This is a genomic window from Flavobacterium sp. 140616W15, assembly GCF_003668995.1.
Classification (GTDB): Bacteria; Bacteroidota; Bacteroidia; order Flavobacteriales; family Flavobacteriaceae; genus Flavobacterium.
Genome location: NZ_CP033068.1, coordinates 3,782,851 through 3,807,485 on the forward strand (window position 1 = coordinate 3,782,851; position 24,635 = coordinate 3,807,485).

General features: G+C 33.4%; 23 protein-coding genes and 1 pseudogene. 19 read left to right on the forward strand and 5 right to left on the reverse strand.

The window, feature by feature from the left end; genetic code table 11:
- Positions 1–3 precede the first annotated feature (3 nt).
- Complete coding sequence (locus EAG11_RS16580) at positions 4–1,560, forward strand: PepSY domain-containing protein (RefSeq protein WP_129540133.1); 1,557 nt, start codon at positions 4–6, stop codon at positions 1,558–1,560.
- A gap of 112 nt (positions 1,561–1,672) precedes the next feature.
- Positions 1,673–2,785 (forward strand): PepSY domain-containing protein, encoded by a 1,113-nt coding sequence (locus EAG11_RS16585; RefSeq protein WP_129540134.1) that lies wholly within the window; start codon positions 1,673–1,675, stop codon positions 2,783–2,785.
- A 56-nt stretch (positions 2,786–2,841) separates the two neighbouring features.
- Here the strand turns inward: EAG11_RS16585 and EAG11_RS16590 are convergent, their stop codons facing one another.
- Entirely contained in the window at positions 2,842–3,189 is a 348-nt protein-coding gene (locus EAG11_RS16590; protein WP_129540135.1) for a toxin-antitoxin system YwqK family antitoxin, read from the reverse strand.
- A 176-nt stretch (positions 3,190–3,365) separates the two neighbouring features.
- Positions 3,366–4,358 (reverse strand): TlpA disulfide reductase family protein, encoded by a 993-nt coding sequence (locus EAG11_RS16595; protein WP_129540136.1) that lies wholly within the window; start codon positions 4,356–4,358, stop codon positions 3,366–3,368.
- A gap of 141 nt (positions 4,359–4,499) precedes the next feature.
- On the opposite strand from EAG11_RS16595, the gene aspS reads away from it, so the two are divergent.
- The 17 genes and pseudogenes from aspS to EAG11_RS16680 all read left to right on the forward strand — a co-directional run bounded on the left by aspS (position 4,500) and on the right by EAG11_RS16680 (position 21,667).
- Positions 4,500–6,257: an aspartate--tRNA ligase gene (aspS, locus tag EAG11_RS16600; protein WP_129540137.1), complete on the forward strand. Its 1,758-nt coding sequence runs from the start codon at positions 4,500–4,502 to the stop codon at positions 6,255–6,257.
- A 112-nt stretch (positions 6,258–6,369) separates the two neighbouring features.
- Entirely contained in the window at positions 6,370–6,564 is a 195-nt protein-coding gene (locus tag EAG11_RS16605; RefSeq protein WP_007137066.1) for a cold-shock protein, read from the forward strand.
- A gap of 247 nt (positions 6,565–6,811) precedes the next feature.
- Entirely contained in the window at positions 6,812–7,177 is a 366-nt protein-coding gene (locus EAG11_RS16610; RefSeq protein WP_129540138.1) for an NADH-quinone oxidoreductase subunit A, read from the forward strand.
- Between the two features lie 128 nt (positions 7,178–7,305).
- Positions 7,306–7,854 carry an NADH-quinone oxidoreductase subunit B gene (locus tag EAG11_RS16615; RefSeq protein ID WP_129540139.1) on the forward strand — a complete coding sequence of 183 codons (549 nt, stop codon included), beginning with the start codon at positions 7,306–7,308 and terminating at the stop codon, positions 7,852–7,854.
- A 5-nt stretch (positions 7,855–7,859) separates the two neighbouring features.
- Complete coding sequence (locus tag EAG11_RS16620; RefSeq protein ID WP_129540140.1) at positions 7,860–8,381, forward strand: NADH-quinone oxidoreductase subunit C; 522 nt, start codon at positions 7,860–7,862, stop codon at positions 8,379–8,381.
- A gap of 32 nt (positions 8,382–8,413) precedes the next feature.
- A complete protein-coding gene (locus EAG11_RS16625; protein ID WP_129540141.1) occupies positions 8,414–9,652 on the forward strand; it encodes an NADH-quinone oxidoreductase subunit D in 1,239 nt (412 codons plus the stop codon).
- A gap of 50 nt (positions 9,653–9,702) precedes the next feature.
- Positions 9,703–10,233: an NAD(P)H-dependent oxidoreductase subunit E gene (locus EAG11_RS16630; RefSeq protein WP_035618214.1), complete on the forward strand. Its 531-nt coding sequence runs from the start codon at positions 9,703–9,705 to the stop codon at positions 10,231–10,233.
- Positions 10,234–10,235: 2 nt separating this feature from the next.
- Positions 10,236–11,605, forward strand: a pseudogene (gene nuoF, locus EAG11_RS16635) (NADH-quinone oxidoreductase subunit NuoF).
- Positions 11,606–11,692: 87 nt separating this feature from the next.
- Positions 11,693–12,724 carry a 2Fe-2S iron-sulfur cluster-binding protein gene (locus tag EAG11_RS16640; protein ID WP_129540142.1) on the forward strand — a complete coding sequence of 344 codons (1,032 nt, stop codon included), beginning with the start codon at positions 11,693–11,695 and terminating at the stop codon, positions 12,722–12,724.
- A gap of 2 nt (positions 12,725–12,726) precedes the next feature.
- Entirely contained in the window at positions 12,727–13,779 is a 1,053-nt protein-coding gene (nuoH, locus tag EAG11_RS16645; RefSeq protein WP_129540143.1) for an NADH-quinone oxidoreductase subunit NuoH, read from the forward strand.
- Between the two features lie 163 nt (positions 13,780–13,942).
- On the forward strand, positions 13,943–14,488 hold the full coding sequence (locus EAG11_RS16650) for an NADH-quinone oxidoreductase subunit I (RefSeq protein WP_164998724.1): 546 nt from the start codon (positions 13,943–13,945) through the stop codon (positions 14,486–14,488).
- The gene (locus tag EAG11_RS16655; RefSeq protein WP_129540145.1) at positions 14,488–15,033 is read left to right on the forward strand and encodes an NADH-quinone oxidoreductase subunit J; all 546 of its coding nucleotides are present in this window, start codon (positions 14,488–14,490) and stop codon (positions 15,031–15,033) included. Before EAG11_RS16650 ends, EAG11_RS16655 begins: the two co-directional genes overlap by 1 nt.
- On the forward strand, positions 15,026–15,346 hold the full coding sequence (nuoK, locus tag EAG11_RS16660; RefSeq protein ID WP_035618229.1) for an NADH-quinone oxidoreductase subunit NuoK: 321 nt from the start codon (positions 15,026–15,028) through the stop codon (positions 15,344–15,346). Before EAG11_RS16655 ends, nuoK begins: the two co-directional genes overlap by 8 nt.
- A 6-nt stretch (positions 15,347–15,352) precedes the next feature.
- Positions 15,353–17,233, forward strand: coding sequence for an NADH-quinone oxidoreductase subunit L (gene nuoL / locus EAG11_RS16665; RefSeq protein WP_129540146.1), 1,881 nt, complete (start codon positions 15,353–15,355; stop codon positions 17,231–17,233).
- Between the two features lie 13 nt (positions 17,234–17,246).
- Positions 17,247–18,686, forward strand: a complete 1,440-nt coding sequence (locus EAG11_RS16670) for a NuoM family protein (RefSeq protein WP_129540147.1) — start codon at positions 17,247–17,249, stop codon at positions 18,684–18,686.
- A 144-nt stretch (positions 18,687–18,830) separates the two neighbouring features.
- On the forward strand, positions 18,831–20,201 hold the full coding sequence (locus EAG11_RS16675) for an NADH-quinone oxidoreductase subunit N (RefSeq protein WP_129540148.1): 1,371 nt from the start codon (positions 18,831–18,833) through the stop codon (positions 20,199–20,201).
- A 689-nt stretch (positions 20,202–20,890) separates the two neighbouring features.
- Positions 20,891–21,667, forward strand: coding sequence for a Bax inhibitor-1/YccA family protein (locus EAG11_RS16680; protein ID WP_129540149.1), 777 nt, complete (start codon positions 20,891–20,893; stop codon positions 21,665–21,667).
- Between the two features lie 56 nt (positions 21,668–21,723).
- Here EAG11_RS16680 and EAG11_RS16685 read toward each other — a convergent pair whose 3' ends face one another.
- The 3 genes from EAG11_RS16685 to dinB form a co-directional block, all read right to left on the reverse strand.
- Positions 21,724–22,239, reverse strand: a complete 516-nt coding sequence (locus tag EAG11_RS16685) for a PAS domain-containing protein (protein ID WP_129540150.1) — start codon at positions 22,237–22,239, stop codon at positions 21,724–21,726.
- 169 nt (positions 22,240–22,408) lie between these two features.
- Positions 22,409–23,209, reverse strand: coding sequence for a hypothetical protein (locus EAG11_RS16690; protein ID WP_129540151.1), 801 nt, complete (start codon positions 23,207–23,209; stop codon positions 22,409–22,411).
- A gap of 162 nt (positions 23,210–23,371) precedes the next feature.
- Positions 23,372–24,454: a DNA polymerase IV gene (gene dinB, locus EAG11_RS16695; protein WP_129540152.1), complete on the reverse strand. Its 1,083-nt coding sequence runs from the start codon at positions 24,452–24,454 to the stop codon at positions 23,372–23,374.
- Between the last annotated feature and the right edge of the window lie 181 nt (positions 24,455–24,635).

The following is a 24,635-nucleotide window of genomic DNA, read 5'->3' on the forward strand; positions in this document are numbered from 1 at the left end:
TTTATGAATAACAGGAACTATAATATCTATTTTCATACACATACCGTAAGTGGTATCGTAATAAGTGTTGTGTTATTTGTCATTTTCTTTGCTGGATCTTTTTCGTTTTTTAGAGATGAAATCATCAATTGGGAACGAAGTGAATCTGTAGCAATAACAAAGAATATTCAACTAGATTACGATAAAGCACTAAACAATTTAGATAAGGAATATACTTTACACGGTAGAAATATTTCTATATCTAAAACAAGTGCAGAAAGAAGAGTAAATATTTACCTTGAGGGAACCAAAGATTCTTTGGCAGTAGCCAAATTAAAAGAAGGCTCTTTTTTTTATTTAGACACTAAAAACTTCAAAACCCACACCTATGAAAACTCCTATTCCTTAGGTGAGTTTTTATACAGACTCCATTTCCTAGCCCAAGTTCGTTATCCTATAGGATATTATCTTTCAGGATTTGTAGCATTGTTTTTTCTATTTGCAATCGTAACAGGTATTCTATTACATTGGAATAAAATAGTTTCCAACTTTTATATTTTTAGACCAAAAGAAAAACTAAAAACATTGTGGACTGATGCTCATACCTCATTAGGAATGATTGGCCTGCCTTTTCAGTTTGTATATGCCGTTACAGGAGCATTCTTCATGATTAAACTGTTGATTGTTGCACCAAGTGTGATGGCACTTTATAAAGGTGATCAGGATAAATTGTACAAGGATCTAGAATATAATGATCCCGAATATAAGTTTGATAATAAAAAATTAGCCAATCCATTTAGCATTGACAAATTAGTAGCTAAAACAAAAAGCAATTGGAATGATTTTGAGATTACTCGTGTTTATATTCAAAATTACGGTGATACCAATATGCATGTTTTGGTAGAAGGCGAAATGAAGTATGACAAAAAATTCACTGGAATCGGTAAAGTAATTTATAAAGTTGCCAATGGTAGCATCGTTGCAAAAAAAGACCCAATTACAGAAACCACTTATCTCGATGGAGTAAAAAATGTTTTGTACCGAATACATTTTGGAGATTATGGAGGATATGCTCTCAAAATAGTAAGTTTTGTACTTGGCATAATTACTTGTTTTGTAATAATATCAGGAGTTATGATTTGGCTAGTAGCCAGAGATAAGAAAAATATGCCCGAAAAAAAGCGTCGTTTTAACGAAACTGTTGTACGCATCTATCTAGCAATTTGTTTAAGCATGTACCCTATAACCGCATTGGCATTTATAGCTACCAAGGTATTTCATCCTTTAGGACAATCAAACATCTATAGTGTCTACTTTATAGGTTGGTTAGTATTGACAGTGTTTTTTATCCTAAAAAAAGACAATGCATTTACAAATAAATTCAGTCTGCTTTCCGGAAGTATTTTAGGGTTTCTTATTCCTGTTGCTAACGGAATTTGCACAGGCAATTGGTTCTGGAAAACATTTACGCAAAATCAAATCCAGATATTCTTTATTGATGTATTTTGGATCATTCTTGCTTCAATTACATTATATATCTCATTTCATTTAAACAAAAAAGAGAAACAAGCAATATCATAAATCCATCTAAAATAAATGGACATAATTTGTGGGTTAGACATTTAGAATCTAATTTTGCCTCTTGCAACAATTCTAAATAAAGATAGAACGCTATCATACTGCAAATTAACATATGGGTTTAAAAAAACAAATACGATTTATACACAAATGGCTCGGGTTAACTTCCGGGCTTATTGTGTTTATAATAAGCATTACAGGTTGCATTTTTTGTTTCCACGATGAGATAAAAGATATTACCCGCAAAGAATGGCGCTTAGTAGAACCTCAAGACAAACCATTCATACTACCTTCTGTTTTACAACAAAAAGCTAAAGAAATTCTTCCGAACAATAAATCGAGTATGATTTCCTTTTACGGAAAAAACCGTTCTGCTATTGTCTATACTTATTCCGACACTGATAACTTATATCTTTATTTTAATCCCTATACCGGAGAATATCTAAAAACAGAAAATCCCGAAACTGACTTTTTTCTCATTGTCGAACACATCCATTTGTATTTGCTTCTACCCGATTATATAGGTAAGCATATCATCGGTGGTGCAACTATTATTTTTATACTTCTTTTAATCACAGGAATCATACAATGGTGGCCTAAGCGCAAAAGCGACATTAAACGCAGCTTAAGTGTAAAATGGTCGGCCAAATGGCGTCGTGTGAATTATGACTGGCATAAAACTTCTGGGTTTTACATCTCAATAATCATTGCAATAATTGCCATAACTGGTTTAACCTTTACTTACGAATGGGTTGGCGATGGAATATACAAAACCTTCAACTTTGGCGGTGATAAGGCTCTAGAAACAAAAGCTCCAATAGTAGACCCCACAAAGTTTGATTACAATACAACTGCAGCAATAGATCGTGCTTTGGTACAGACCATGATAAAAAACCCTAAATCCGAAATGTTTTATGTAACAACTCCACAACAAAAAGGAGATGCTATAAATACAGGTGCATACCCTCATTCGTTACGATACGACCATCAAAGCAATTATTACTTTCATCCCTATGATGGCGAATTAATTCAGAGCGATCCTTTTGAAGAAAAGAGTTTAGGCTTACAAGTTGTTGAAATGAATTATGGAATTCATACGGGACAAATTCTAGATTTGCCAGGAAAGATAATTGCTTTTATAGCTAGTCTAATAGCCGCAAGCTTACCTGTAACAGGATTTATGATTTGGTATGGAAGAAATAAAAAAGGTAAATCTTCAAAAAAATAAGCACAAAAAAAAGGTTGCTCACATGTGAACAACCTTTTTTGGTTTTATAATTAGTCTTAGTTTCTGTTTGCAAGTGCATCTTGTTTCCAGTTTTTCACAGAAGCCACACGACTGTCAGAATAATCTACCTCACTAAGATTCGATCCATTCCAGAAAAACCATTTACCTGTTTTTTCTCCATTCGCATATAACCCTGTAGATTTTTTATTTCCATTTTCATCAAATGCAACCCAGACACCATCTAATTTACCGTCTTTAAAAAAACCTTCTTGTTGAACTTTACCATTGTCATAATAGTAAGTAGCTTTTACTTTATGTCCAACAGCTTCTAAAACTGGTTTAGTTTCTTGTGCAACTAAAATTCCAGAGAACAATATTGCAACTAAAATCACACACTTTTTCATATCTTTAGTTATTAATGTTTTAAAATCTATAAACAAATATAACTAATACTTTACATTAAAAAAACTTTTACTTAACAATTTGGTAACATTGAAGAAAAGCTTAACATTGGAAATTGAAAGTGTGTCTAAAATCAATACCATTCAATGTATCAATACATTACAAATTAATACGATTTTTAATTCAATAATTTATCAAGAGTAACATGTAAATCTGGCGACGAAGGTCTCGGAGCATCGGCACTAACAATATTTCCTGCTGGATCAATCAGGATAAATCTAGGAATTCCTGTTACCCCATAACTAACTACAAAATCAGATTCCCAATCCTTGTCAGCGAATAGTTGAACTCCTCCTAAGTTTTTATCACTTACAAACTTTTTCCATTTTTCGTAATCTTTAAGTTTATCAATTGATACACTTACAAATTCGATATTTTTACCATGATACTTTTCTTCTGTTTTTTGCAAGAAAGGAATTTCGGCTCTACAAGGTGCGCACCAAGTTGCCCAAAGGTCGATATAAACATATTTCCCTATTAAGTCAGAAAGCTTGGTTTTACCTCCTTTATAGTTTTCAAAATCAAAATTTGGAGAAGCAGTACCATTTAATTTTTTCATTTTAGCCGTACTCTCATATGTTTTTTCAGCATAAAATTTAGACTTTTCCAATGATTTTTTTACTGACTCTTTAAATTCAGGATCAAAATCACCTTTTTCAATATTTTCTGCATCGGTTTTTATCTTTGCTCCCAAAAGGTTCGCAAACTCAACAGCTTCTTTAGCAAAAGCTTCTTCTTCAAATTTTTCATCTCTTAATGCCATCTGAGCTAAAAAATTACTTTCATTACTACCTTTTCCTTTGTAAACAATTGTCTCATCAAACTGCTTAGCATCCATTGTTAAGTTAATGTCAGATCCTGGTTTTAAGTAAAGACTAGATGCCTCAGTCCCATCTGTAAATTGGTAAAATCCTTTTGGCGCATCAAATGTTGCAACAAAAGTTTCTTTTTTATCAATTGGAATCACTTGCTTGAAATTATTAGCGCCTCTAATTACAAGAGTATCGCTATTTCTATTATTGATTTTAGCAGTGAATTTAATTTTGCTTGCGTTGCCCTGTGCAAAAGTTACACCAACTGAAAACAACAGCAAAAAGGTTAATTTTTTCATATATATAATTTGTTTAGTTGAAGTAAAAATAAACATTTAAATAAACCAAAATAAAAAATAATTAAGAAGAACAGCATTAAACATTAGAAAACTAGACTTATTTAATTTTTGTGTTTACTTTTGCAATCTAAAATTTGGATCATGTATAGAAGTCATAATTGTGGCGAATTAAACGCCTCACACATTAATACAGAAGTTACACTAGCGGGCTGGGTTCAGAAATCGCGTGATAAGGGATTTATGAATTGGGTTGATTTACGCGACCGTTATGGAATCACACAACTTATTTTTGACGAAAGTCGTACTGATAAAACCGTTTTTGAAGCAGCAAAAACACTGGGAAGAGAATTTGTTATTCAAGTTAAAGGGATTGTTATTGAACGTGAGGACAAGAACAAAAACAAAAATATGATTACAGGTGACATAGAAATTCTTGTTACCGAATTAACGATCTTAAACGCTGCATTAACGCCTCCTTTTACAATAGAAGATGAAACTGATGGTGGAGAAGATATCAGAATGAAATATCGTTACCTTGATATTCGTCGTAATCCAGTAAAAAACAGTTTGCTTTTCCGTCATAAAGTGGCAATGGAAGTTCGTAAATATTTATCTGATTTGGATTTTTGCGAAGTTGAGACTCCATACCTAATAAAATCAACTCCAGAAGGAGCAAGAGATTTCGTTGTACCAAGCCGTATGAATGAAGGACAATTCTATGCTTTACCACAATCACCACAAACTTTTAAGCAATTATTGATGGTGGGTGGAATGGATAAATACTTCCAGATTGTAAAATGTTTCCGTGACGAAGATTTACGTGCAGACCGTCAGCCAGAGTTTACACAAATCGATTGCGAAATGGCATTCGTAGAACAAGAAGACATTTTAAATGTTTTTGAAGGATTGACAAGACATTTACTTAAAGAAATAAAAGGCATTGAAGTAGATAAATTCCCAAGAATTACTTACGACTATGCTATGAAAACATACGGAAATGACAAACCGGACATTCGTTTCGGAATGGAGTTTGGAGAATTAAACGAATTTGCACAACATAAAGAGTTCCCAGTATTTAATGCTGCCGAATTAGTGGTTGGTATTGCAGTTCCTGGAGCAGGAAATTATACTCGTAAAGAAATTGACGGATTAATTGACTGGGTAAAGCGTCCACAAGTAGGAGCATCAGGAATGGTGTATGCTAAATGCAATGACGACGGAACTTACAAATCATCTGTAGATAAATTCTATGACCAAGAAGACTTAACTAATTGGGCAAAAGCTACAGGAGCTAAACCTGGCGATATGATTTTTGTACTTTCGGGACCAGCTAATAAAACACGTGGTCAATTAAGTGCTTTACGTATGGAATTAGCAACTCGTTTAGGATTGCGTAAACCAGAAGAATTTGCACCGCTATGGGTAGTTGATTTTCCTTTATTAGAATTAGACGAAGAAACGGGTCGTTACCATGCAATGCACCACCCATTTACATCGCCTAAACCAGAAGACATGCAGTTATTAGAAACTGAACCTGGAAAAGTTCGTGCTAATGCTTACGATATGGTCCTAAACGGTAATGAAATTGGTGGAGGGTCTATTCGTATTCACGATAAAGCAACACAACAATTAATGTTCAAATACCTTGGATTTACTGAAGATGAGGCAAAAGCACAATTCGGATTTTTGATGGATGCATTCCAATTTGGGGCTCCACCACACGGAGGATTGGCTTTCGGATTAGACAGATTAGTAGCCATACTAGGTGGACAAGAGACAATTAGAGATTTTATCGCATTCCCTAAAAACAATTCGGGTCGTGATGTAATGATTGATGCTCCTGCTGCAATAGATGCTTTACAATTAAAGGAATTACACATCAAAATTGACGCAATATAACGAGCGAATACACTGTAAATCAATATTTTTTATAAAAAATTAACAGTTTGTTGCCTTTTGTATTATTTTATATCTTACATTTGCCTCATTATAAATTATTATTACTATTACAATGCGTACAGGTACAGTTAAATTTTTCAATGAGTCTAAAGGTTACGGGTTCATTACAGACGAAGAAACAGGAAAAGACATTTTCGTTCATGCATCAGGAATCAACGCGGAAGAATTACGCGAAGGTGACAGAGTTAGCTACGAAGAAGAAGAAGGAAGAAAAGGTAAAGTTGCTGCTAAAGTTGCAGTAATCTAAGCATAAAAATATAGCAATTTATTTTTTTTGCCACCGAATGCTTAAAAGCGTTTCGATTAATTTCGAAACGCTTTTTTTTTACCTCTATTTCTTAAAAAAATCATAAAATTTGAAATCTTATTTATAATCAATAAAAATTACACTATTACTACATTTCAAAACCTACTTAAATCATTTTTTAACTTGTGATTTACATACTTGAAAGCTATCTTTGTGACTTATTTTTAAGCAAAAAAACCCTTAAATTATGCATTCAGATCAAGTAAATTATATTCCAATTTTAATGCAGCTTATTTTGGCTGTTGGTTTTGTTGTAGGAACCATCATTATTTCTGGAAAATTAGGTCCAAAAAGAAATTCCGCAATTAAAGACAAAAACTTCGAATGTGGTGTTGAATCTATTGGTAATGCTCGTATTCCATTTTCTGTAAAATATTTTTTAGTTGCTATTTTGTTTGTATTGTTCGACGTTGAGGTAATTTTTCTTTACCCATGGGCAGCAAACTTTAAAGAACTAGGTATTGAGGGAATGCTGAAAATGCTAGTGTTCATGTCGCTTCTTTTGGTAGGTTTTTTCTACATCATCAAGAAGAAAGCACTAGAGTGGGAATAAAAAGAGACTTTAAATTTTACAATTAAGATTTAAACGCCTCAAATTAATACAATTGATTTAAAAAAATTGATTTCAATTTTTACGATTTCAAAAATCTAAAAACAGAAATCAGAAATCTATAATAAAAAATGAGCGATTCAAAGATAAACATGGCAACCCCGCCAGAAGGAGTCACAGGAGAAGGTTTTTTTGCTACAAAACTTAACGATGTTGTAGGTTTAGCAAGAGCCAATTCATTATGGCCTTTACCATTTGCAACTTCTTGTTGTGGTATCGAGTTCATGGCTACAATGGCTTCACATTATGACATAGCACGATTTGGTTCTGAGCGTGTGAGTTTTTCTCCTCGCCAAGCTGATATGTTATTAGTAATGGGAACAATTTCTAAAAAGATGGGACCTATTTTACGTGAAGTTTACGAACAAATGGCTGAACCACGTTGGGTTATTGCTGTAGGTGCTTGTGCATCTTCAGGGGGTATTTTTGACACGTATTCAGTTCTTCAAGGAATTGACAAAATAATACCAGTAGATGTTTACGTTCCTGGTTGCCCACCTAGACCAGAACAGATCCTTGATGGCGTATTAAAACTACAAGAATTAGTAAAGAGCGAGTCTGTAAGAAGACGTAGCTCTCCTGAATACCAAGAATTATTGGCTTCATATAACATTCAATAAATAAAATGGCTTTAGAGACAATAGAAATTCAAGATAAATTAATTGAAACATTTGGAGAAGATGTATTCAATTTCAATCAAGATAGAGACATTTTTTCATTAGAAGTTGCTTCTGATAAAATAACGGCTGTAATCCTTTTTTTGAAAAACGACCCAACATTGCGTTTTCAATTTTTAACTGATTTATGTGGTGTACACTACCCAGATAATGAAGTTGACCGCCAATTTGCAATAGTATACCACTTGCACAACTGGTATGAAAACAAAAGAATTAAAATAAAAGCTTTTATCAATGGCGAAAAACCAGAGATAAAAACAATATCTAATATCTTCTTAAGTTCAAACTGGATGGAAAGAGAAACCTATGATTTTTACGGTGTAAACTTCATTGGACATCCACAATTGAAACGTATTTTAAATATGGATGAGATGATATCATTTCCGATGCGTAAAGAATTCCCTATGGAAGACAGCGGAAGAACAGATAAAGACGATAGGTTCTTTGGAAGAACAATCACAAATTGCTAAGACAAAATCATATAATTTTTCACATTAAATAAATGTCAGAACTATTATTATCACCAGAGCATCGCTATGCTAAAATAATTGAACAGAAACTAAACGACGATGGTAGTGAACTTTCTGTTCTGAATCTTGGACCAACACACCCAGCTACACACGGTATTTTTCAAAATGTCTTGTTAATGGACGGTGAAAAAATTATCGATGCTGAGCCAACTATTGGTTACATCCACAGAGCTTTCGAAAAAATTGCCGAAAATCGTCCATTTTATCAAATTACACCTCTTACAGACCGAATGAACTATTGCTCCTCTCCTATCAACAATATGGGATGGTGGATGACTCTAGAAAAGCTTTTAGATATTGAAGTACCTAAACGTGTTCAATACTTAAGAGTAATCGTTATGGAATTGGCTAGAATTACGGATCATATTATCTGTAATTCAATTCTTGGTGTAGATACAGGTGCCTATACAGGTTTCCTTTATGTATTTCAATTTAGAGAAAAGGTATATGAAATATACGAAGAAATTTGTGGTGCCCGTTTAACCACAAATATGGGAAGAATTGGTGGTTTTGAAAGAGATTGGTCTCCAGAAGCTTTCAGAAAACTAGATGTCTTCTTAGAAGAATTTCCAGTTGCTTGGAAAGAATTCGAAAACTTATTCGAAAGAAACAGAATTTTTATCGACAGAACTGTAAATGTTGGAGCTATATCTGCTGAACAAGCAATGGCTTACGGTTTCACAGGTCCAAATTTACGTGCTACAGGTGTTGATTATGATGTGCGTGTAGCACAACCATATTCATCTTATGAAGATTTTGATTTTATAGTTCCAGTTGGAAAATCAGGAGATACATACGATCGTTTCTGCGTTCGTAATGCTGAAGTTTGGGAAAGTTTAAGCATCATCCGTCAAGCATTAGAAAAAATGCCAGAAGGAAATGTATACCATGCCGAAGTCCCAGATTACTACCTTCCTCCAAAAGAAGATGTATACACCAACATGGAATCTCTAATATATCACTTTAAAATTGTTATGGGAGAAGTTCCTGTACCAGTTGCAGAAATATACCATCCCGTTGAAGGTGGAAATGGTGAATTAGGTTTTTATCTAGTTACCGACGGAAGTAGAACTCCATACAGATTACACTTCAGAAGACCTTGTTTTATATATTACCAAGCGTTTCCTGAAATGATTAAAGGAGCAATGCTATCAGATGCCATTGTAATATTATCAAGTTTAAATGTTATCGCTGGAGAGTTAGATGCTTAAAAGATTTCAGATTGTAGAATAACGATTTTTGATTTCAGATTTAAAATAAAATGGAAAGAACACATTACAAACAAGAAATAAACATGACCGAAGCATTGATGAACCGCATCAATGAACTAATCAGTCATTATCCTGAAGACAAAAGAAAATCGGCTTTATTGCCTGTTTTACACGAAGTACAAGATGCCCATGAAAATTGGCTGAGCATTGAACTTCAGGACAAGGTTGCCGAAATCTTACATATAAAACCAATTGAGGTTTATGAGGTAGTAACTTTTTACACCATGTACAACCAAAAGCCAATGGGTAAATACATGTTTGAATTTTGCCAAACTTCTTGTTGTTGTTTAAGTGGTGCTGAAAATTTAATGGATTATACATCTGAAAAATTGGGTATCAAAATGGGAGAAACTACTCCTGATGGTATGTTCAGCATTGCTGGTGTAGAATGTCTAGGTGCTTGTGGATACGCTCCAATGATGCAGTTAGGTGATTTCTACAAAGAAAAACTTACCGAAGAAAAAATTGATCAGTTAATCGCTGATTGCAAGGACAATAAAATAATATTACACGATAAATAATTATGTCACAAAAAATATTATTAGATAAAATCAATATTCCTGGTATTAAAACCTACGAAGTATACCGCAAAAATGGTGGTTATGCTTCTGTAGAAAAAGCTTTAAAAACGCTTACACCAGACGAAGTTGTAGAAGAAGTAAAAAAATCAGGTCTTCGTGGTCGTGGTGGTGCAGGTTTCCCAGCAGGAATGAAGTGGAGTTTTATTGATAAAAAATCAGGAAAACCAAGACATTTAGTTTGCAACGCCGACGAATCTGAGCCAGGTACATTCAAGGATCGTTATTTGATGGAATACATTCCACACTTATTGATTGAAGGAATGATTACTTCAAGTTTTGCCTTAGGCGCTAACCTGTCATATATCTATATTCGTGGAGAATATATGTGGGTTTTCAAAATATTAGAAAGAGCCATTGCCGAAGCCAAAGCTGCTGGATTTTTGGGAAAAAACATATTAGGATCAGGATATGATCTAGAACTACACGTTCACTGTGGAGCTGGTGCTTATATTTGTGGAGAAGAAACTGCACTTATTGAGTCACTAGAAGGAAAAAGAGGAAATCCGCGTATTAAACCGCCATTCCCTGCTGTTTCTGGACTTTGGGCTAATCCTACCGTAGTAAACAATGTTGAAACTATTGCCACTGTGCCATGGATTATCAACAACTCTGGAGACGATTATGCCAAAATTGGTGTAGGTCGTTCTACTGGAACTAAATTAATCTCAGCTTCTGGACACGTTAAAAATCCTGGAGTTTATGAAATTGAATTGGGTTTAAGTGTTGATGAATTCATGAATTCTGATGAGTACCTAGGCGGAATGTCTTCTAGCAGACCTTTGAAAGCGTTTGTACCAGGAGGTTCTTCTGTGCCAATTTTACCAGCCGAATTAATTTTTAAAACTGCAAATGGTGAAGATCGTTTAATGACTTACGAATCTTTAAGTGATGGTGGTTTTGCTACTGGATCGATGCTAGGTTCTGGAGGATTTATCGTATACAACGACACTGCTTGTATTGTAAGAAATACATGGAACTTTGCTCGTTTTTACCACCACGAATCTTGTGGACAATGTACTCCTTGTCGCGAAGGTACAGGATGGTTAGAAAAAATATTGTGGAGAATCGAAAACGGTCAAGGTCGTGAAGAAGATATCGAATTATTATGGAGCATTCAGAGTAAAATCGAAGGAAACACGATTTGCCCACTTGGAGATGCTGCATCTTGGCCAGTAGCAGCAGCAATTCGTCATTTTAGAGATGAGTTTGAATATCACGTTCGTTTTCCAGAAAAAATAAAAATAGAGAGCATTTTGTTGCTGAGCCTTTTTCACAAGTGAAACATTTAGTAGGCGGTAAAGTAATCGTATAAATACAGTTTTCAAATTACAGAAAACAAAACATTAAGATTAAAGTATTCAAACAACTTGAAACTTTAAACCTGAAACAAAATTTGATTATGAAAGTAACCATAGACGGTCAAAGTATAGACGTAGAGCCAGGAACAACAATCCTACAGGCTGCACGTATGATTGGTGGAGATTTAGTTCCGCCAGCCATGTGCTATTACTCAAAATTAAAAGGTAGCGGAGGAAAATGCCGTTGTTGTTTAGTTGAAGTATCGAAAGGTAGTGAAGCTGATCCAAGACCAATGCCAAAATTAATGGCATCTTGTGTAACAGGATGTATGGATGGTATGGAAGTAAACAGTAAATCTTCTGATAGAGTAACTGAAGCACGTAAATCTGTAACAGAATTTTTATTGATTAACCACCCATTGGATTGTCCTGTTTGTGATCAGGCTGGTGAATGTGATCTTCAAAATTTAAGTTTTGAGCACGGAAATCCGAAATCACGTTTCATTGAAGAAAAAAGAACTTTTGAGCCAGAAGATATAGGTCCGCATATTCAATTGCACATGAACCGTTGTATCTTATGCCAGAGATGTGTACAAGTTGCAGATCAATTGACAGACAATAGAGTTCACGGGGTATTAGATCGTGGAGATCACGCTAATATTTCGACTGGTATCTCTAAAGCAATCGATAATGAGTTCTCTGGAAATATGATTGATGTATGCCCTGTTGGAGCTTTGACTGATAAAACTTTCCGTTTTAAATCAAGAGTTTGGTTTAACAAGCCTTATAACGCACACAGAGAGTGTACAACTCCAGGATGTTGTGGAAAAACTACTGTTTGGATGTTTGGAGGCGAAATACAACGTGTTACTGGCCGTAAAGACATCTATCATGAAGTTGAAGAGTTTATTTGTAACAGTTGTCGTTTTGACCACAAAAATGTTGCAGATTGGACTATTGAAGGACCTAGAGAATTTGAAAAAGATTCTGTAATCAATCAAAACAACTACACTCGTAAATTAGAGAAAGTTGAAATCGCTACTGAAGAGATTATTCTTTTGGGTAGAGAAAAAGACCGTAAAAAAATTAGTATGACACAAATTCCATTAACCAATAACGACAAAATATCTTAAAAATGGATAGTACATTTATTTTAGAAAAAAGTGTTGTAATTCTTGTGGTATTTGCTGTAACCATGCTTATGGCAATGTATTCTACTTGGGCTGAACGTAAAGTTGCTGCTTATTTACAAGATCGTGTTGGTCCTAACCGTGCTGGTTGGGGCGGATTATTACAACCACTTGCTGATGGTATGAAATTATTCTCTAAAGAAGAATTTTTCCCGAATACTCCAAATAAATTTTTATTTGTTGTAGGTCCAGCAATCGCAATGAGTACTGCTTTAATGACAAGTGCTGTTATTCCTTGGGGAGACAAATTACACTTGTTTGGAAGAGATATTTTATTACAAGCTACTGATATTAACATTGGTTTATTATACTTCTTTGGTGTTGTTTCTGTTGGAGTTTATGGTATCATGATTGGTGGATGGGCATCTAACAGTAAATTCTCTTTGATGGGAGCTGTTCGTGCTGCTTCGCAAATGGTTTCATATGAAGTTGCAATGGGATTATCTATGATCGCATTGTTAATGATGACTGGAACCTTAAGTTTGAGAGAAATCTCTATGCAACAAGCGGGAATGAACTGGAACGTATTTTACCAACCTTTATCTTTCTTGATCTTCCTTATCTGTTCTTTTGCTGAAACGAATAGAACTCCTTTTGATTTAGCGGAGTGTGAAAATGAATTAATTGGTGGATACCATATGGAATATTCGTCGATGAAAATGGGATTCTATTTATTTGCTGAATATGCGAATATGTTTATCTCTGCTACTATTATCTCTGTATTGTTCTTTGGAGGATATAACTATCCTGGAATGGAATGGATGGTAGAGAATGCAGGAGTTAATCCAGCAAACGTTTTAGGAATGGTTGTTTTATTTGCTAAAATATGCTTTTTCATATTTTTCTATATGTGGGTTCGTTGGACTGTTCCAAGATTCAGATATGACCAATTGATGCATTTAGGATGGAAGATATTAATTCCGCTTTCTATCATCAATATTATGATTACAGGTGTTGTAATGTTAAGAGGTGAAATTGCAGCTTATTTAGGGTTTTAATAAACGAAAACGCCTAGCCCTGATAGAAGTGAAAATCCTTTGGTGTTTTGCTACCAAAACAGTAAAGATTGCAACGGATAGCAGGATTAGCTTCAGATAAAAAATAAAAGAAATAAATTTTTGAATTTGGTTTTGGAATCAAAATCGTAAATGATAAATTAAAATGTCAATAGAAACTATATCATTATCGGGTAGAAAAAAGGTAGTCTCAAATAAAGAGATGACTTTTCTTGAGCGATTGTATCTTGTAGCGATTGCTAAAGGATTGTTCATTACAATCAAACATATGTTCAAACGTAAACCTACAATTCATTACCCTGAACAAGTTCGTGAGCGTAGTGATGTTTACCGCGGACAGCATATGCTAAAACGTGATGAGCAAGGTCGCGAGAACTGTACTGCTTGTGGATTATGTGCTTTATCTTGCCCTGCTGAGGCTATCACTATGAAAGCTGAAGAGCGCAAACCAGATGAAAAACATTTGTATAGAGAAGAAAAATATGCTTCGATATATGAGATTAATATGTTGCGTTGTATTTTTTGTGGATTGTGTGAAGAGGCTTGTCCTAAAGATGCAATTTACCTAACGACTTCAAAAGTATTAGTTCCTTCTAGCTATAATAGAGAAGATTTTATTTTTGGAAAAGACAAATTAGTGATGCCATTAGACATGGCTATGAAAAACGCACAACTTAAAAACGCTAATTAATGATACATATACCTGATTTTGCTAATGCAAATGCAATACAAATTACTTTTTGTATTTTAGCTTTCATAACTGTGATTACCGCATTCTTAACGATTTTTAGTCGTACACCTATTCATAGCGCTATTTATTTAGTGATTTGCTTTTTCTCGATTGCTGGTCATTACTTACTATTAAATGCTCAGTTTCTAGCAATAGTTCACATTATAGTCTATTCTGGAGCCATAATGATCTTATTCCTGTTTACGATAATGTTGATGAACCTGAACGAGAAAAACGAAGTACATAAACCTCGAATTACACGTTTGGGAGCAATTGTTTCTTTCTGTTTAATTTGTGTTGTATTAATTGCAATATTTATTAATTCAAAACCAATTGTTGGAGAATACGACTCGACAGGAGAAGATTTCCAATCGATTAAAGTATTGGGTAAAATACTATTGAACGAATATATGGTTCCTTTTGAATTTGCTTCTATTTTACTTTTAGTTGCTATGATTGGAGCTGTGTTATTGTCTAAAAAAGAAAAATCGAAAAATAATGAATAATATTTTAAATCAAATAGGTATCGAAAACTACATATTTTTAAGTGTAGTCCTTTTTTGTGTAGGTATATTTGGTGTTTTATACAGACGTAATGCGATTATCGTTTTCATGTCTATTGAAATCATGCTTAATGCAGTAAACTTATTATTTGTTGCTTTCTCTACGTATCACCAAGATGCACAAGGACAAGTATTCGTATTTTTCTCGATGGCAGTTGCTGCAGCTGAAGTAGCAGTTGGATTGGCAATTTTAGTATCGATATTTAGAAACATACATTCAATCAGTATCGATAATTTAAAAAATTTAAAAGGATAAATGGCAATGGATACCAATTTAGCTTTAGTTTTAGTATTAGCTCCTTTTTTAGGATTTTTAATCAATGTTTTCTTTGGAAAAAGTTTAGGAAAGACAGTTTCTGGGGCTATAGGAACTCTTTCTGTAGTTGTTTCATTTGCTGTGTCTATTTATTTTTTCCTTCAAATAAATCAAACTCAACAACCTATCAGCATTTCTTTATTTGAATGGATTCAGATAAGTAATTTTAAAGTTGATTTAGGTTTCTTATTAGATCAACTATCATTGCTTTGGTTACTTTTTGTAACTGGTATTGGTTCTTTGATTCACCTATACTCTATCAGCTATATGCATGATGATGAGAAAATGCACCAGTTTTTTGCTTACTTAAACCTGTTTGTATTTTTCATGATTACGCTTGTTGTTGGAAGTAACTTATTAGTATTATTTATTGGTTGGGAAGGTGTAGGACTTTGTTCTTACTTACTAATCGGTTTCTGGTATAAAAACCAAGACTATAATGATGCTGCAAAAAAGGCTTTCATCATGAACAGAATTGGAGATTTAGGATTACTAGTTGGTATTTTTATCATCGGTTCTATGTTCTCTACTTTAGATTATGCAACTTTAAAAACTGCAATCGCTAGTGCTACAGATTTAAACATCTATATGCTTTCTGCAGCAGCATTCTGTTTGTTTATTGGTGCTTGTGGAAAATCAGCTCAAATCCCATTATATACATGGTTGCCTGATGCAATGGCTGGACCAACTCCAGTTTCTGCATTAATTCACGCGGCTACAATGGTTACAGCTGGTATTTTTATGATTACGAGATTAAATTTTGTATTCGATTTAACTCCAGATGTTCAAAGCATAATTGCTGTTATTGGAGCAATAACTTCTCTTGTTGCTGCTACAATCGGTTTGGTTCAAAATGATATTAAAAAAGTATTGGCTTACTCTACTGTTTCGCAATTAGGATTAATGTTTTTAGCATTAGGATTAGGTGCTTACGAAGTAGCCGTTTTTCACGTTATAACACACGCTTTCTTTAAAGCTTGTTTATTCTTGGGTTCTGGTTCTGTAATTCACGCTTTACACGGTGAACAAGATATGCGTAAAATGGGTGGATTGCGTAAAGCAATGCCAATTACTTTCATCACAATGCTTGTTTCATCATTGGCAATATCAGGAGTTCCATTATTCTCTGGATTCTTCTCAAAAGATGAAATATTATTGACAGCCTTTCATCATAACATTCCACTTTATGTTGTGGCATCGGTTGCATCTATCATGACTGCTTTTTATATGTTTAGATTAATGTTCTTAACTTTCTTTAAAGATTTTAGAGGAACAGAACACCAAAAAAGTCATTTACATGAAAGTCCTGCTTTAATTACTTTTCCACTAATCATTTTAGCAATCTTAGCTACTTTTGGTGGATTGATAAGCTTGCCTGGAAATAGCTGGTTGAATACTTATTTAGCACCTCTTTTTACAAAAGTAGCTGGCGAAGCTCATCATTTAGGAACTACTGAATACACTTTAATGGGTGTTGCAGTTCTTGGTGGTTTAGTTGGAATTTTTATTGCCTACTTAAAATACATCAAACAAAATAATGTTCCTGGTGAAGATGAGTCTATAACTGGAGTTACAAAAGTATTATACAACAAATACTATGTTGATGAACTTTATGACTTTCTATTTGTACGCTCTATTAATGGATTATCTAAATTCTTTAGAGATTATGTTGAAACAAGTTTATCAGCACTTGTTTTCGGATTAGGAAAAGTAACCAATGAGGTAAGTTATCAAGGTAGAAGATTACAAAATGGAAGTATCGGATTGTATTTATTCGCTTTTGTTTTGGGTATGTGTGCCATTGTTTCTTATATATTTTTAGCTTAATAATTTAATAACTATGAACGTTTCTCTTATATTAATTATACTTTTAATTGGTGCATTTGTCACTTATTTTGTGGGTGATAAACTAGCTTCAAAAGTAGCCCTGTTCTTTAGTTTGGCCGCTTTAGGTTGTTCGATTGTATTATTAAATCATTATAATCTTGGCGAAAGCATTGATTATATTAGTCAATGGATTACTCAGCCTAAAATTTCATTTGTATTAAATGCAGATGGATTGGCTATTGCAATGTTATTATTAACAACTGCTTTAACACCAATAATCATACTCTCTTCTTTTGGTAATTCATATCCAAACGCAAAAGGATTCTATGCATTAATCTTATTCATGGCATTTGCAATGGTAGGTACTTTCCTTGCAGCAGATGGTTTGTTATATTATATCTTTTGGGAATTATCATTAATCCCTATTTACTTTATCGCTTTAATTTGGGGTAATGGTGACACCGAAGAACGCAGAAAAGCAGTAGTTAAATTCTTTATCTACACTCTTGCTGGTTCATTATTTATGCTTGTAGCATTTGTTTACTTATATACAAAAGCAGGTAGTTTCTTATTGACTGATTTATATGAACTTGATTTAACTGCAACTGAGCAACTTTGGATTTTCTTGGCTTTCTTCTTAGCATATGCTATTAAGATTCCTCTTATTCCATTTCATACTTGGCAAGCAAGTGTGTACCAAAAAGCACCTACTGCAGGAACCATGCTTTTATCAGGTATTATGCTTAAAATGGGACTATACAGCATCATTCGTTGGCAATTGCCAATTGCTCCACTTCCTGCAAAAGAATACATGTCTATATTCATCGGATTAGGTATTGCTGGAGTAATTTATGGATCGATTGTAGCTTTAAGACAAAAAGATCTAAAAAAATTACTAGCTTACTCTTCATTAGCACACGTTGGATTAATTGCAGCAGGTACTTATACATTAACTGCAGACGGTTTAAGCGGATCTGTTTTACAAATGATTGCTCACGGTTTTGTAGTAGTTGGTTTATTCTTAGCTGCCGAAATCATTTTTAGAAGATACGAAACTAGAGTTATTTCTGAAATGGGTGGAATTCGTTACCAATCGCCTAAGTTCACTTCGATGTTCTTAATTTTGGTATTGGCATCGGTAGCACTACCATCTACATTTAACTTCGTTGGAGAATTCACAGTATTATATAGCCTTTCTCAAATTAATATTTGGTTTGCCGTTTTAGGTGGAACAACAATTATATTAGGAGCTTACTATATGCTTAAAATGTTCCAACATGCAATGTTAGGCGAAACAAATACGAAACCTTTTGCTGATGTATCTGTCTCTGAAGGAATTTCACTTGTAGCAATTATAGCTGTATTATTCTTTTTTGGATTATATCCAAAACCAATTACAGATTTGATTACTCCAAGTTTAGATATAATTTTAAAAGTTATACATAGAAATTAAGTTTTTAGAATAAAGTGTAATTATTTTTGATTTCAGTTTATCTGATTCTTAAAAACTTACACTGCTAAAGAATAAATAACATATTTTTAAATAAATAAATTAGGGCATCATTAGTTTTAGATTTCCTATATCAAAAAAACAAAAATGAATACATTAATAGCTATCATAGGATTGGGTGTTTTTTGCCTACTGTTTGAAATTCTTAATTTAAGAAAAGCCATTATACCAGTAACTATAATTGGTTTATTAGGCGTTTTGGCAATAAACTATTCAGAATTTGGTTTAACTGAAAGTTACTACAATAACATGATTTCGGTGAGTAAATACTCTACGTCGTTTTCATCTTTGTTTATTGTTTTAACGATTTTCTTAGTGGCTTTAAGTCATAACTTCTACGAAGATCACCAAACGAAGATATCTGATTTTGTATCTATCAAAATATTCTTATTGGCAGGAGCTGTAGCAATGGTTTCTTTTGGAAACTTAGCTATGTTCTTTTTAGGAATCGAAGTATTATCTATTGCACTATACGTTTTAGCAGCAAGTGACAGAATGAAAATAAAAAGTAATGAAGCTGGAATGAAATATTTCTTAATGGGTTCATTTGCATCTGGAATTATCTTATTCGGAATCTGTTTGATTTACGGAGCTATGGGAAGTTTTGATGTAATTGAAATTAGTGAATTATCTCAATCTGCTGAATTGCCTATTTGGTTTCCAATTGGTATTGTTTTACTAACTGTTGGTATGTTGTTTAAAGTTGCTGCTGTTCCATTTCACTTTTGGGCTCCAGACGTTTACGAAGGTTCTCCTGCATTAACAACTGCTTTAATGAGTACTTTGGCTAAAGTTGTTGCTATTGCTACTTTATACAAATTATTAACGATATTAAATGCTGAGCTTTCTGAAAGCTATGTAATCGTAATCGTGATTGTTTCTATGTTATCTATGACTGTTGGTAATATCATGGCATTACGTCAAGTAAACGTAAAACGTATGCTTGCCTATTCAGGTATTTCGCATGCAGGTTTCATGTTGATGACTTTATTAACTTTAGCAACTTCCGCAGGAACTCTTTTATATTATACTACTGCTTATGCATTAGCTGGTATTGCAGCGTTTAGCGTTATATTATATGTTTGCAAAAACAGAGACAACGAAGACATTACTAATTTTCATGGTTTAGGAAAAACAAATCCATTATTAGCAGCTATTCTTACCGCCTCACTTTTATCTATGGCTGGTATTCCAATTTTTGCAGGATTCTTTGCTAAGTTATTCTTATTCAATCAAGTATTACAAGCTGGATACCTAGCATTAGTAATTGTTGCAGTAATTAACTCTATCATAAGTGTTGGTTATTATTTTAAACTGATATTAGCAATGTACACTAAAGAGCCTAACGAAACTCGTACAGGAAGACCTTTCCTTATTTATGCTGTTGCAGTAGTTTCTATACTATTAAACATCGTGATCGGTTTATTCCCTTCTTTAGTTTTAGATCTTTTGAACTAAATATAACTACATAAAAACACAAGCCATCAAGTTCTAAACTTGGTGGCTTTTTTGTTTAAACTATATAAGTCATTTAAGAGAATATGAGTTTTTACTACTTTTCTTAAATGAACTTAAATGATTTCATATTTTATAGTCAACTTTAATAGCATAGTTTTTTTTAAGACTATACAGAATGAATTGCCTCCTGCTTTAGCTGGAGGTTAAATGAATTGATAATAAATCTGGCTTTAGCCAAAAGAATACTGAGATTTGGCTAAAGCCAATACTAGACTTACCTAATATTCCTCCAGCTAAAGCTGGAGGCAACACATAAATAAAATGTATTCAGTAAATTTTCTCGCAAAGAGGCCAAGGCGCAAAGTTTATATCTAAATTGCTTAGTGGCTTTGTTACTTGGCGTGACAAACATTCAGTATAGTATTAAAGGGGGCTTTCCTAACTTAACAACATTTTGATTTGATTGAAATCAATTGAAAATTAAAACCTTCCATTTTGAAATATTAATAATCTTCCAAACTATTATGCCTTGCAACTTTATAAAACTACATTTTATTTAAAACCCTCAACCATTTCAGAAGCCTCTTGGTATAAAAGCGGGATAATTCAATTGTTAAAATATATATAGGGATTGGAGCAATTATGAAAATATGCGTTATATTTGGTACGTTTTAAAATTTAAATCTATTATGGCTTTCAACTCAAACAATCCGTTTTTAAGTAATAAACGTTTTTCTCCAACTTCGGTTGCAGCAAAAAGTGAGAATCCTCATCAGGCAACAATTATCGATTATGGTAATGAGATGACACTATCTGGTACTATCAATAAAACTCTTATTTTATTTTTATTGCTTACAGCTACTGCAATGATAACTTGGTGGATGTCTTTTAACGGAATCAACCCTATGCTTCCTACAATTGGTGGAGCAATCATTGGATTAATTTTAGTTGTTGTTGCTGCATTCAAACCGCAACTTTCTCCTTACTTAGCTCCAGGCTATGCTTTGTTTGAAGGTTTATTTATTGGTGGAATATCTGCAATCTTTGAAGCAATGTATCCAGGAATAGTAATACAAGCCGTTGGTGCAACATTTGTTACCTTCATGGTTTGTTTAGGTTTGTATAAATACAAAATTGTAAAAGTAACTGAGCAATTCAAATCGGTTGTTATGGCAGCTACTTTGGCAATTGCAACTTATTACCTAATCTCTTGGTTAGTTTCAATGTTTACAAGCTTTACTCCTGTTCATCATGGTAGCTCTATGATGAGTATTGGTATTAGTGTTTTTGTAATCGTTATTGCTGCTTTAAACCTATTCTTGGATTTTGATAGAATAGAAGAAGGTGTTAAAGAAAAAATGCCAAAGTTTATGGAATGGTACGGTGCAATGGGATTAATGATTACTCTTGTTTGGCTGTATATTGAATTCTTAAGATTGCTATCTAAACTAAATAGTAGAGACTAATCGTTTCAAATAATTATATACAAAAAGCCTTTTTGATTTTCAAAAAGGCTTTTTTATTAGGCTGCTTTTTCAAAAGCAATAAAATGTGTCAACTTCCCTTTTAAATTAAAAACAGGAAAAGCATTTATTTTACAAAAATAGGTTTCGCCATTTTTCTTATAATTCAGAATAGTCTTTTCGAAAGCTTCATGAGATTTTATAGCTAATCTAATTTCCTCTCTAACAACGGAAGAAGTTTCAGGTCCTTGGAACATTTTTGGCGATTTACCCACAACTTCATCTTCTCTATAACCTGTCATATTAAAAATACGATTGGAAGCAAAAACAATCTTCAACTTCAAATCTGTAACTACTACAACTTCCTCTTTCAATCTTTCTAAAACATTAAATTCGGAATCATCCCAGTGAAATCTATTTGCAATATAAAGTACCTTTTGCCAATCTGAATAATTACTTTTTAAATCATTTAAAGACACATGATGAAAATCCCATGAAATCACTGGGACAACATTGCAATTCATCTCTTGATGATATTTTGCAATTGCGGCATCGTAAGCATCTAAATCATACATAAATTAAAATTTTATTCAAAGATAAATTGAAAACAGCACTAATCATGTTACTTATTACTCATTTAACGCATGTTTAAGCAATTTAAAAGCTAAACTTAAGCTAAACAACGATAGCTTACTTAACTTCAATATTAAGACTGTTTAATAAAATCCCTAATAACAGAGCAGATTATAATCCTGCTTTCAAAGCTTGATCAAACGAAAACCCATTAACAATACACTTTGGTAAATGCTCTCTGAGCTGTCTTAACTCTTTCTGGTTGGCTTTGATGTTTAAATGCTTAAGTTTTTTGAGTTTTGATAGGTTTGCTATTGTTCTCTTGAGTTTTATGGCGTTTGTTAGTGCCAGATTCAATATTATAATAGGGTTGCTTTCATTAAAAAAATCCAGCTCAGGTAGATTTTTATTGTCAGAAAGGGAGAGTATGCGTAGCTCACTCAATTTTTCAATAAATTGAAGGTTGATATGATTTGTACAGTTACGCAGAGATAGAATTTTGATTTTTTTGAGTAATTCAACATTCTCTATGCACTCTAGCTTAGGTGTATGGCTTATATCTAGCGCTTCAAAAGACGAGTTGTTTGGCAAGATAATTTTCTGAGCTTTTCTTGCGATGCATATTTCTAGTTTTATTAGTTTTTTGTTTAGCGCTGAGAAATCCAAAACACTACTGCTATCCTGGGAAATAGAAAGTCCACTGTAAATGTCGCTTATTCCGGCTCTCTTTATTTGATTCTCAAAACACCCTCCAGAAAAAATATTTTCACCAGAGCTCTCAATATATTTTCTTTTAATTATCAATCCAAGTGAATCTATCTCATTGATGGATAAGTTTTCACTTAAGAAAACATCTTCAATTTCACTGAGACTCTGAATTTCAGGAATGTCGCTAAGCCAAACTTCTGTTTCATCAACGCCAAACCCTACAGGGGCACTCCGTAACTTCTCAAATAAATATTCAGTATTCATAATTTACTTTTAAATTAAAAAAGTGATTTTTTATGTTTTTTTAAATAACAAAAACAATATCACAACCATCCCAAATTTAAGCAATTGCTTCAACTCGAAGATAAATCTAAAAGCCAAGTAATCATAACCGTATTGAGCATTTAACACCTCTTTTTAAATCATTTAAAACTCAAACTTAAGCTGTACAACAATCGCTTTTTTTACTTCGGTATTAAGATTGCTTAATGAAATCCCTAATAAACGAACTGAATCTTTCATTCGTTCCTGATACAACAACTCTTTTACAGTTTCAAGAATCAAGTTTTTATCGGCTATGAAATAAGGGAGTGTTTTACTTCGAGTTTGTTGTGTAAAGTCGCTGTACTTTATTTTAAGAGTAACCGTTTTACCAGAAATCTTATGCTTCTGTAAACGTCGCTCTAAAGAAATTGCGATTCGTTCGAGTTGCTCCAACATGAATATTTCCGAAGAAAGGTTAACATCAAAAGTATGTTCTGCTGCCACCGACTTTGTTATTCTATTAGATTTCACCTCACTATTATGAACTCCACGCACAACATGATAATAAAAAGTCCCCGATTTTCCGAAATGTTTTTCTAAAAATTCTAAGGTTTTACTCTTTAAATCAGTCCCTGTAAAAACACCAAGTTGGTACATTTTTTCGGTAGTTACCTTCCCCACTCCATAAAACTTTCTAATTGGTAATTCTTCCAAAAAAGCAATCACCTCATCTGGATTTACCGTTTTTTGACCATTGGGCTTGTTGTAATCACTGGCAATTTTAGCTACAAATTTATTTACCGAAATTCCTGCTGAAGCTGTTAATCCAACTTCATTAAAAATTCGCAATCTAATTTCTTCAGCCAATAAACTCGCACTTGGATTTCCTTTTTTGTTAATTGTAACATCAAGATAAGCTTCGTCAAGCGAAAGTGGCTCAACTAAATCGGTATATTCATGAAAAATTTTATGAATTTTATTTGATATCTCTTTATATCGATCAAATCGTGGACGAACAAAGATAAGCTGTGGACAATTACGCTTAGCCTGCATACCACTTATTGCACTTCGAACACCAAATTTACGAGCCTCATAACTTGCTGCCGCCACAACACCACGATTCTCAGAACCGCCCACAGCAATAGGTTTCCCACGCAAATCTGGATTATCCATTTGCTCTACCGAGGCATAAAATGCATCCATATCAATATGGATAATTTTTCGATATGTAGGTACATCAGACATAGTACAAATTTAGATAGGAAACCAACAATAGAGAATAAAAAAGGCATAAATATTTTTACTCATAAGTTAAATTTTTCATGCAAAACAGGCAGTAATAGATTTTGAAGATAATAACAAACATTAACAAGTGAATAAGCAAAAACCAAATGATTTTCTCCTATTTTTGTAAGTACATTACAAA

What these genes read in the sequence shown, in the direction of transcription:
- EAG11_RS16640 (WP_129540142.1), top strand. Translation starts at nt 11,693, where the DNA reads ATGAAAGTAACCATAGACGGTCAAAGTATAGACGTAGAGCCAGGAACA.
- EAG11_RS16630 (WP_035618214.1), top strand. Translation starts at nt 9,703, where the DNA reads ATGGAAAGAACACATTACAAACAAGAAATAAACATGACCGAAGCATTG.
- EAG11_RS16625 (WP_129540141.1), top strand. Translation starts at nt 8,414, where the DNA reads ATGTCAGAACTATTATTATCACCAGAGCATCGCTATGCTAAAATAATT.
- EAG11_RS16685 (WP_129540150.1), bottom strand. Translation starts at nt 22,239, where the DNA reads ATGTATGATTTAGATGCTTACGATGCCGCAATTGCAAAATATCATCAA.
- EAG11_RS16670 (WP_129540147.1), top strand. Translation starts at nt 17,247, where the DNA reads ATGAACGTTTCTCTTATATTAATTATACTTTTAATTGGTGCATTTGTC.
- EAG11_RS16590 (WP_129540135.1), bottom strand. Translation starts at nt 3,189, where the DNA reads ATGAAAAAGTGTGTGATTTTAGTTGCAATATTGTTCTCTGGAATTTTA.
- EAG11_RS16675 (WP_129540148.1), top strand. Translation starts at nt 18,831, where the DNA reads ATGAATACATTAATAGCTATCATAGGATTGGGTGTTTTTTGCCTACTG.
- nuoL (WP_129540146.1), top strand. Translation starts at nt 15,353, where the DNA reads ATGGATACCAATTTAGCTTTAGTTTTAGTATTAGCTCCTTTTTTAGGA.
- EAG11_RS16595 (WP_129540136.1), bottom strand. Translation starts at nt 4,358, where the DNA reads ATGAAAAAATTAACCTTTTTGCTGTTGTTTTCAGTTGGTGTAACTTTT.
- EAG11_RS16650 (WP_164998724.1), top strand. Translation starts at nt 13,943, where the DNA reads ATGTCAATAGAAACTATATCATTATCGGGTAGAAAAAAGGTAGTCTCA.
- EAG11_RS16585 (WP_129540134.1), top strand. Translation starts at nt 1,673, where the DNA reads ATGGGTTTAAAAAAACAAATACGATTTATACACAAATGGCTCGGGTTA.
- EAG11_RS16580 (WP_129540133.1), top strand. Translation starts at nt 4, where the DNA reads ATGAATAACAGGAACTATAATATCTATTTTCATACACATACCGTAAGT.
- nuoH (WP_129540143.1), top strand. Translation starts at nt 12,727, where the DNA reads ATGGATAGTACATTTATTTTAGAAAAAAGTGTTGTAATTCTTGTGGTA.
- EAG11_RS16615 (WP_129540139.1), top strand. Translation starts at nt 7,306, where the DNA reads ATGAGCGATTCAAAGATAAACATGGCAACCCCGCCAGAAGGAGTCACA.
- EAG11_RS16620 (WP_129540140.1), top strand. Translation starts at nt 7,860, where the DNA reads ATGGCTTTAGAGACAATAGAAATTCAAGATAAATTAATTGAAACATTT.
- EAG11_RS16605 (WP_007137066.1), top strand. Translation starts at nt 6,370, where the DNA reads ATGCGTACAGGTACAGTTAAATTTTTCAATGAGTCTAAAGGTTACGGG.
- EAG11_RS16655 (WP_129540145.1), top strand. Translation starts at nt 14,488, where the DNA reads ATGATACATATACCTGATTTTGCTAATGCAAATGCAATACAAATTACT.
- EAG11_RS16690 (WP_129540151.1), bottom strand. Translation starts at nt 23,209, where the DNA reads ATGAATACTGAATATTTATTTGAGAAGTTACGGAGTGCCCCTGTAGGG.
- nuoK (WP_035618229.1), top strand. Translation starts at nt 15,026, where the DNA reads ATGAATAATATTTTAAATCAAATAGGTATCGAAAACTACATATTTTTA.
- dinB (WP_129540152.1), bottom strand. Translation starts at nt 24,454, where the DNA reads ATGTCTGATGTACCTACATATCGAAAAATTATCCATATTGATATGGAT.
- EAG11_RS16610 (WP_129540138.1), top strand. Translation starts at nt 6,812, where the DNA reads ATGCATTCAGATCAAGTAAATTATATTCCAATTTTAATGCAGCTTATT.
- EAG11_RS16680 (WP_129540149.1), top strand. Translation starts at nt 20,891, where the DNA reads ATGGCTTTCAACTCAAACAATCCGTTTTTAAGTAATAAACGTTTTTCT.
- aspS (WP_129540137.1), top strand. Translation starts at nt 4,500, where the DNA reads ATGTATAGAAGTCATAATTGTGGCGAATTAAACGCCTCACACATTAAT.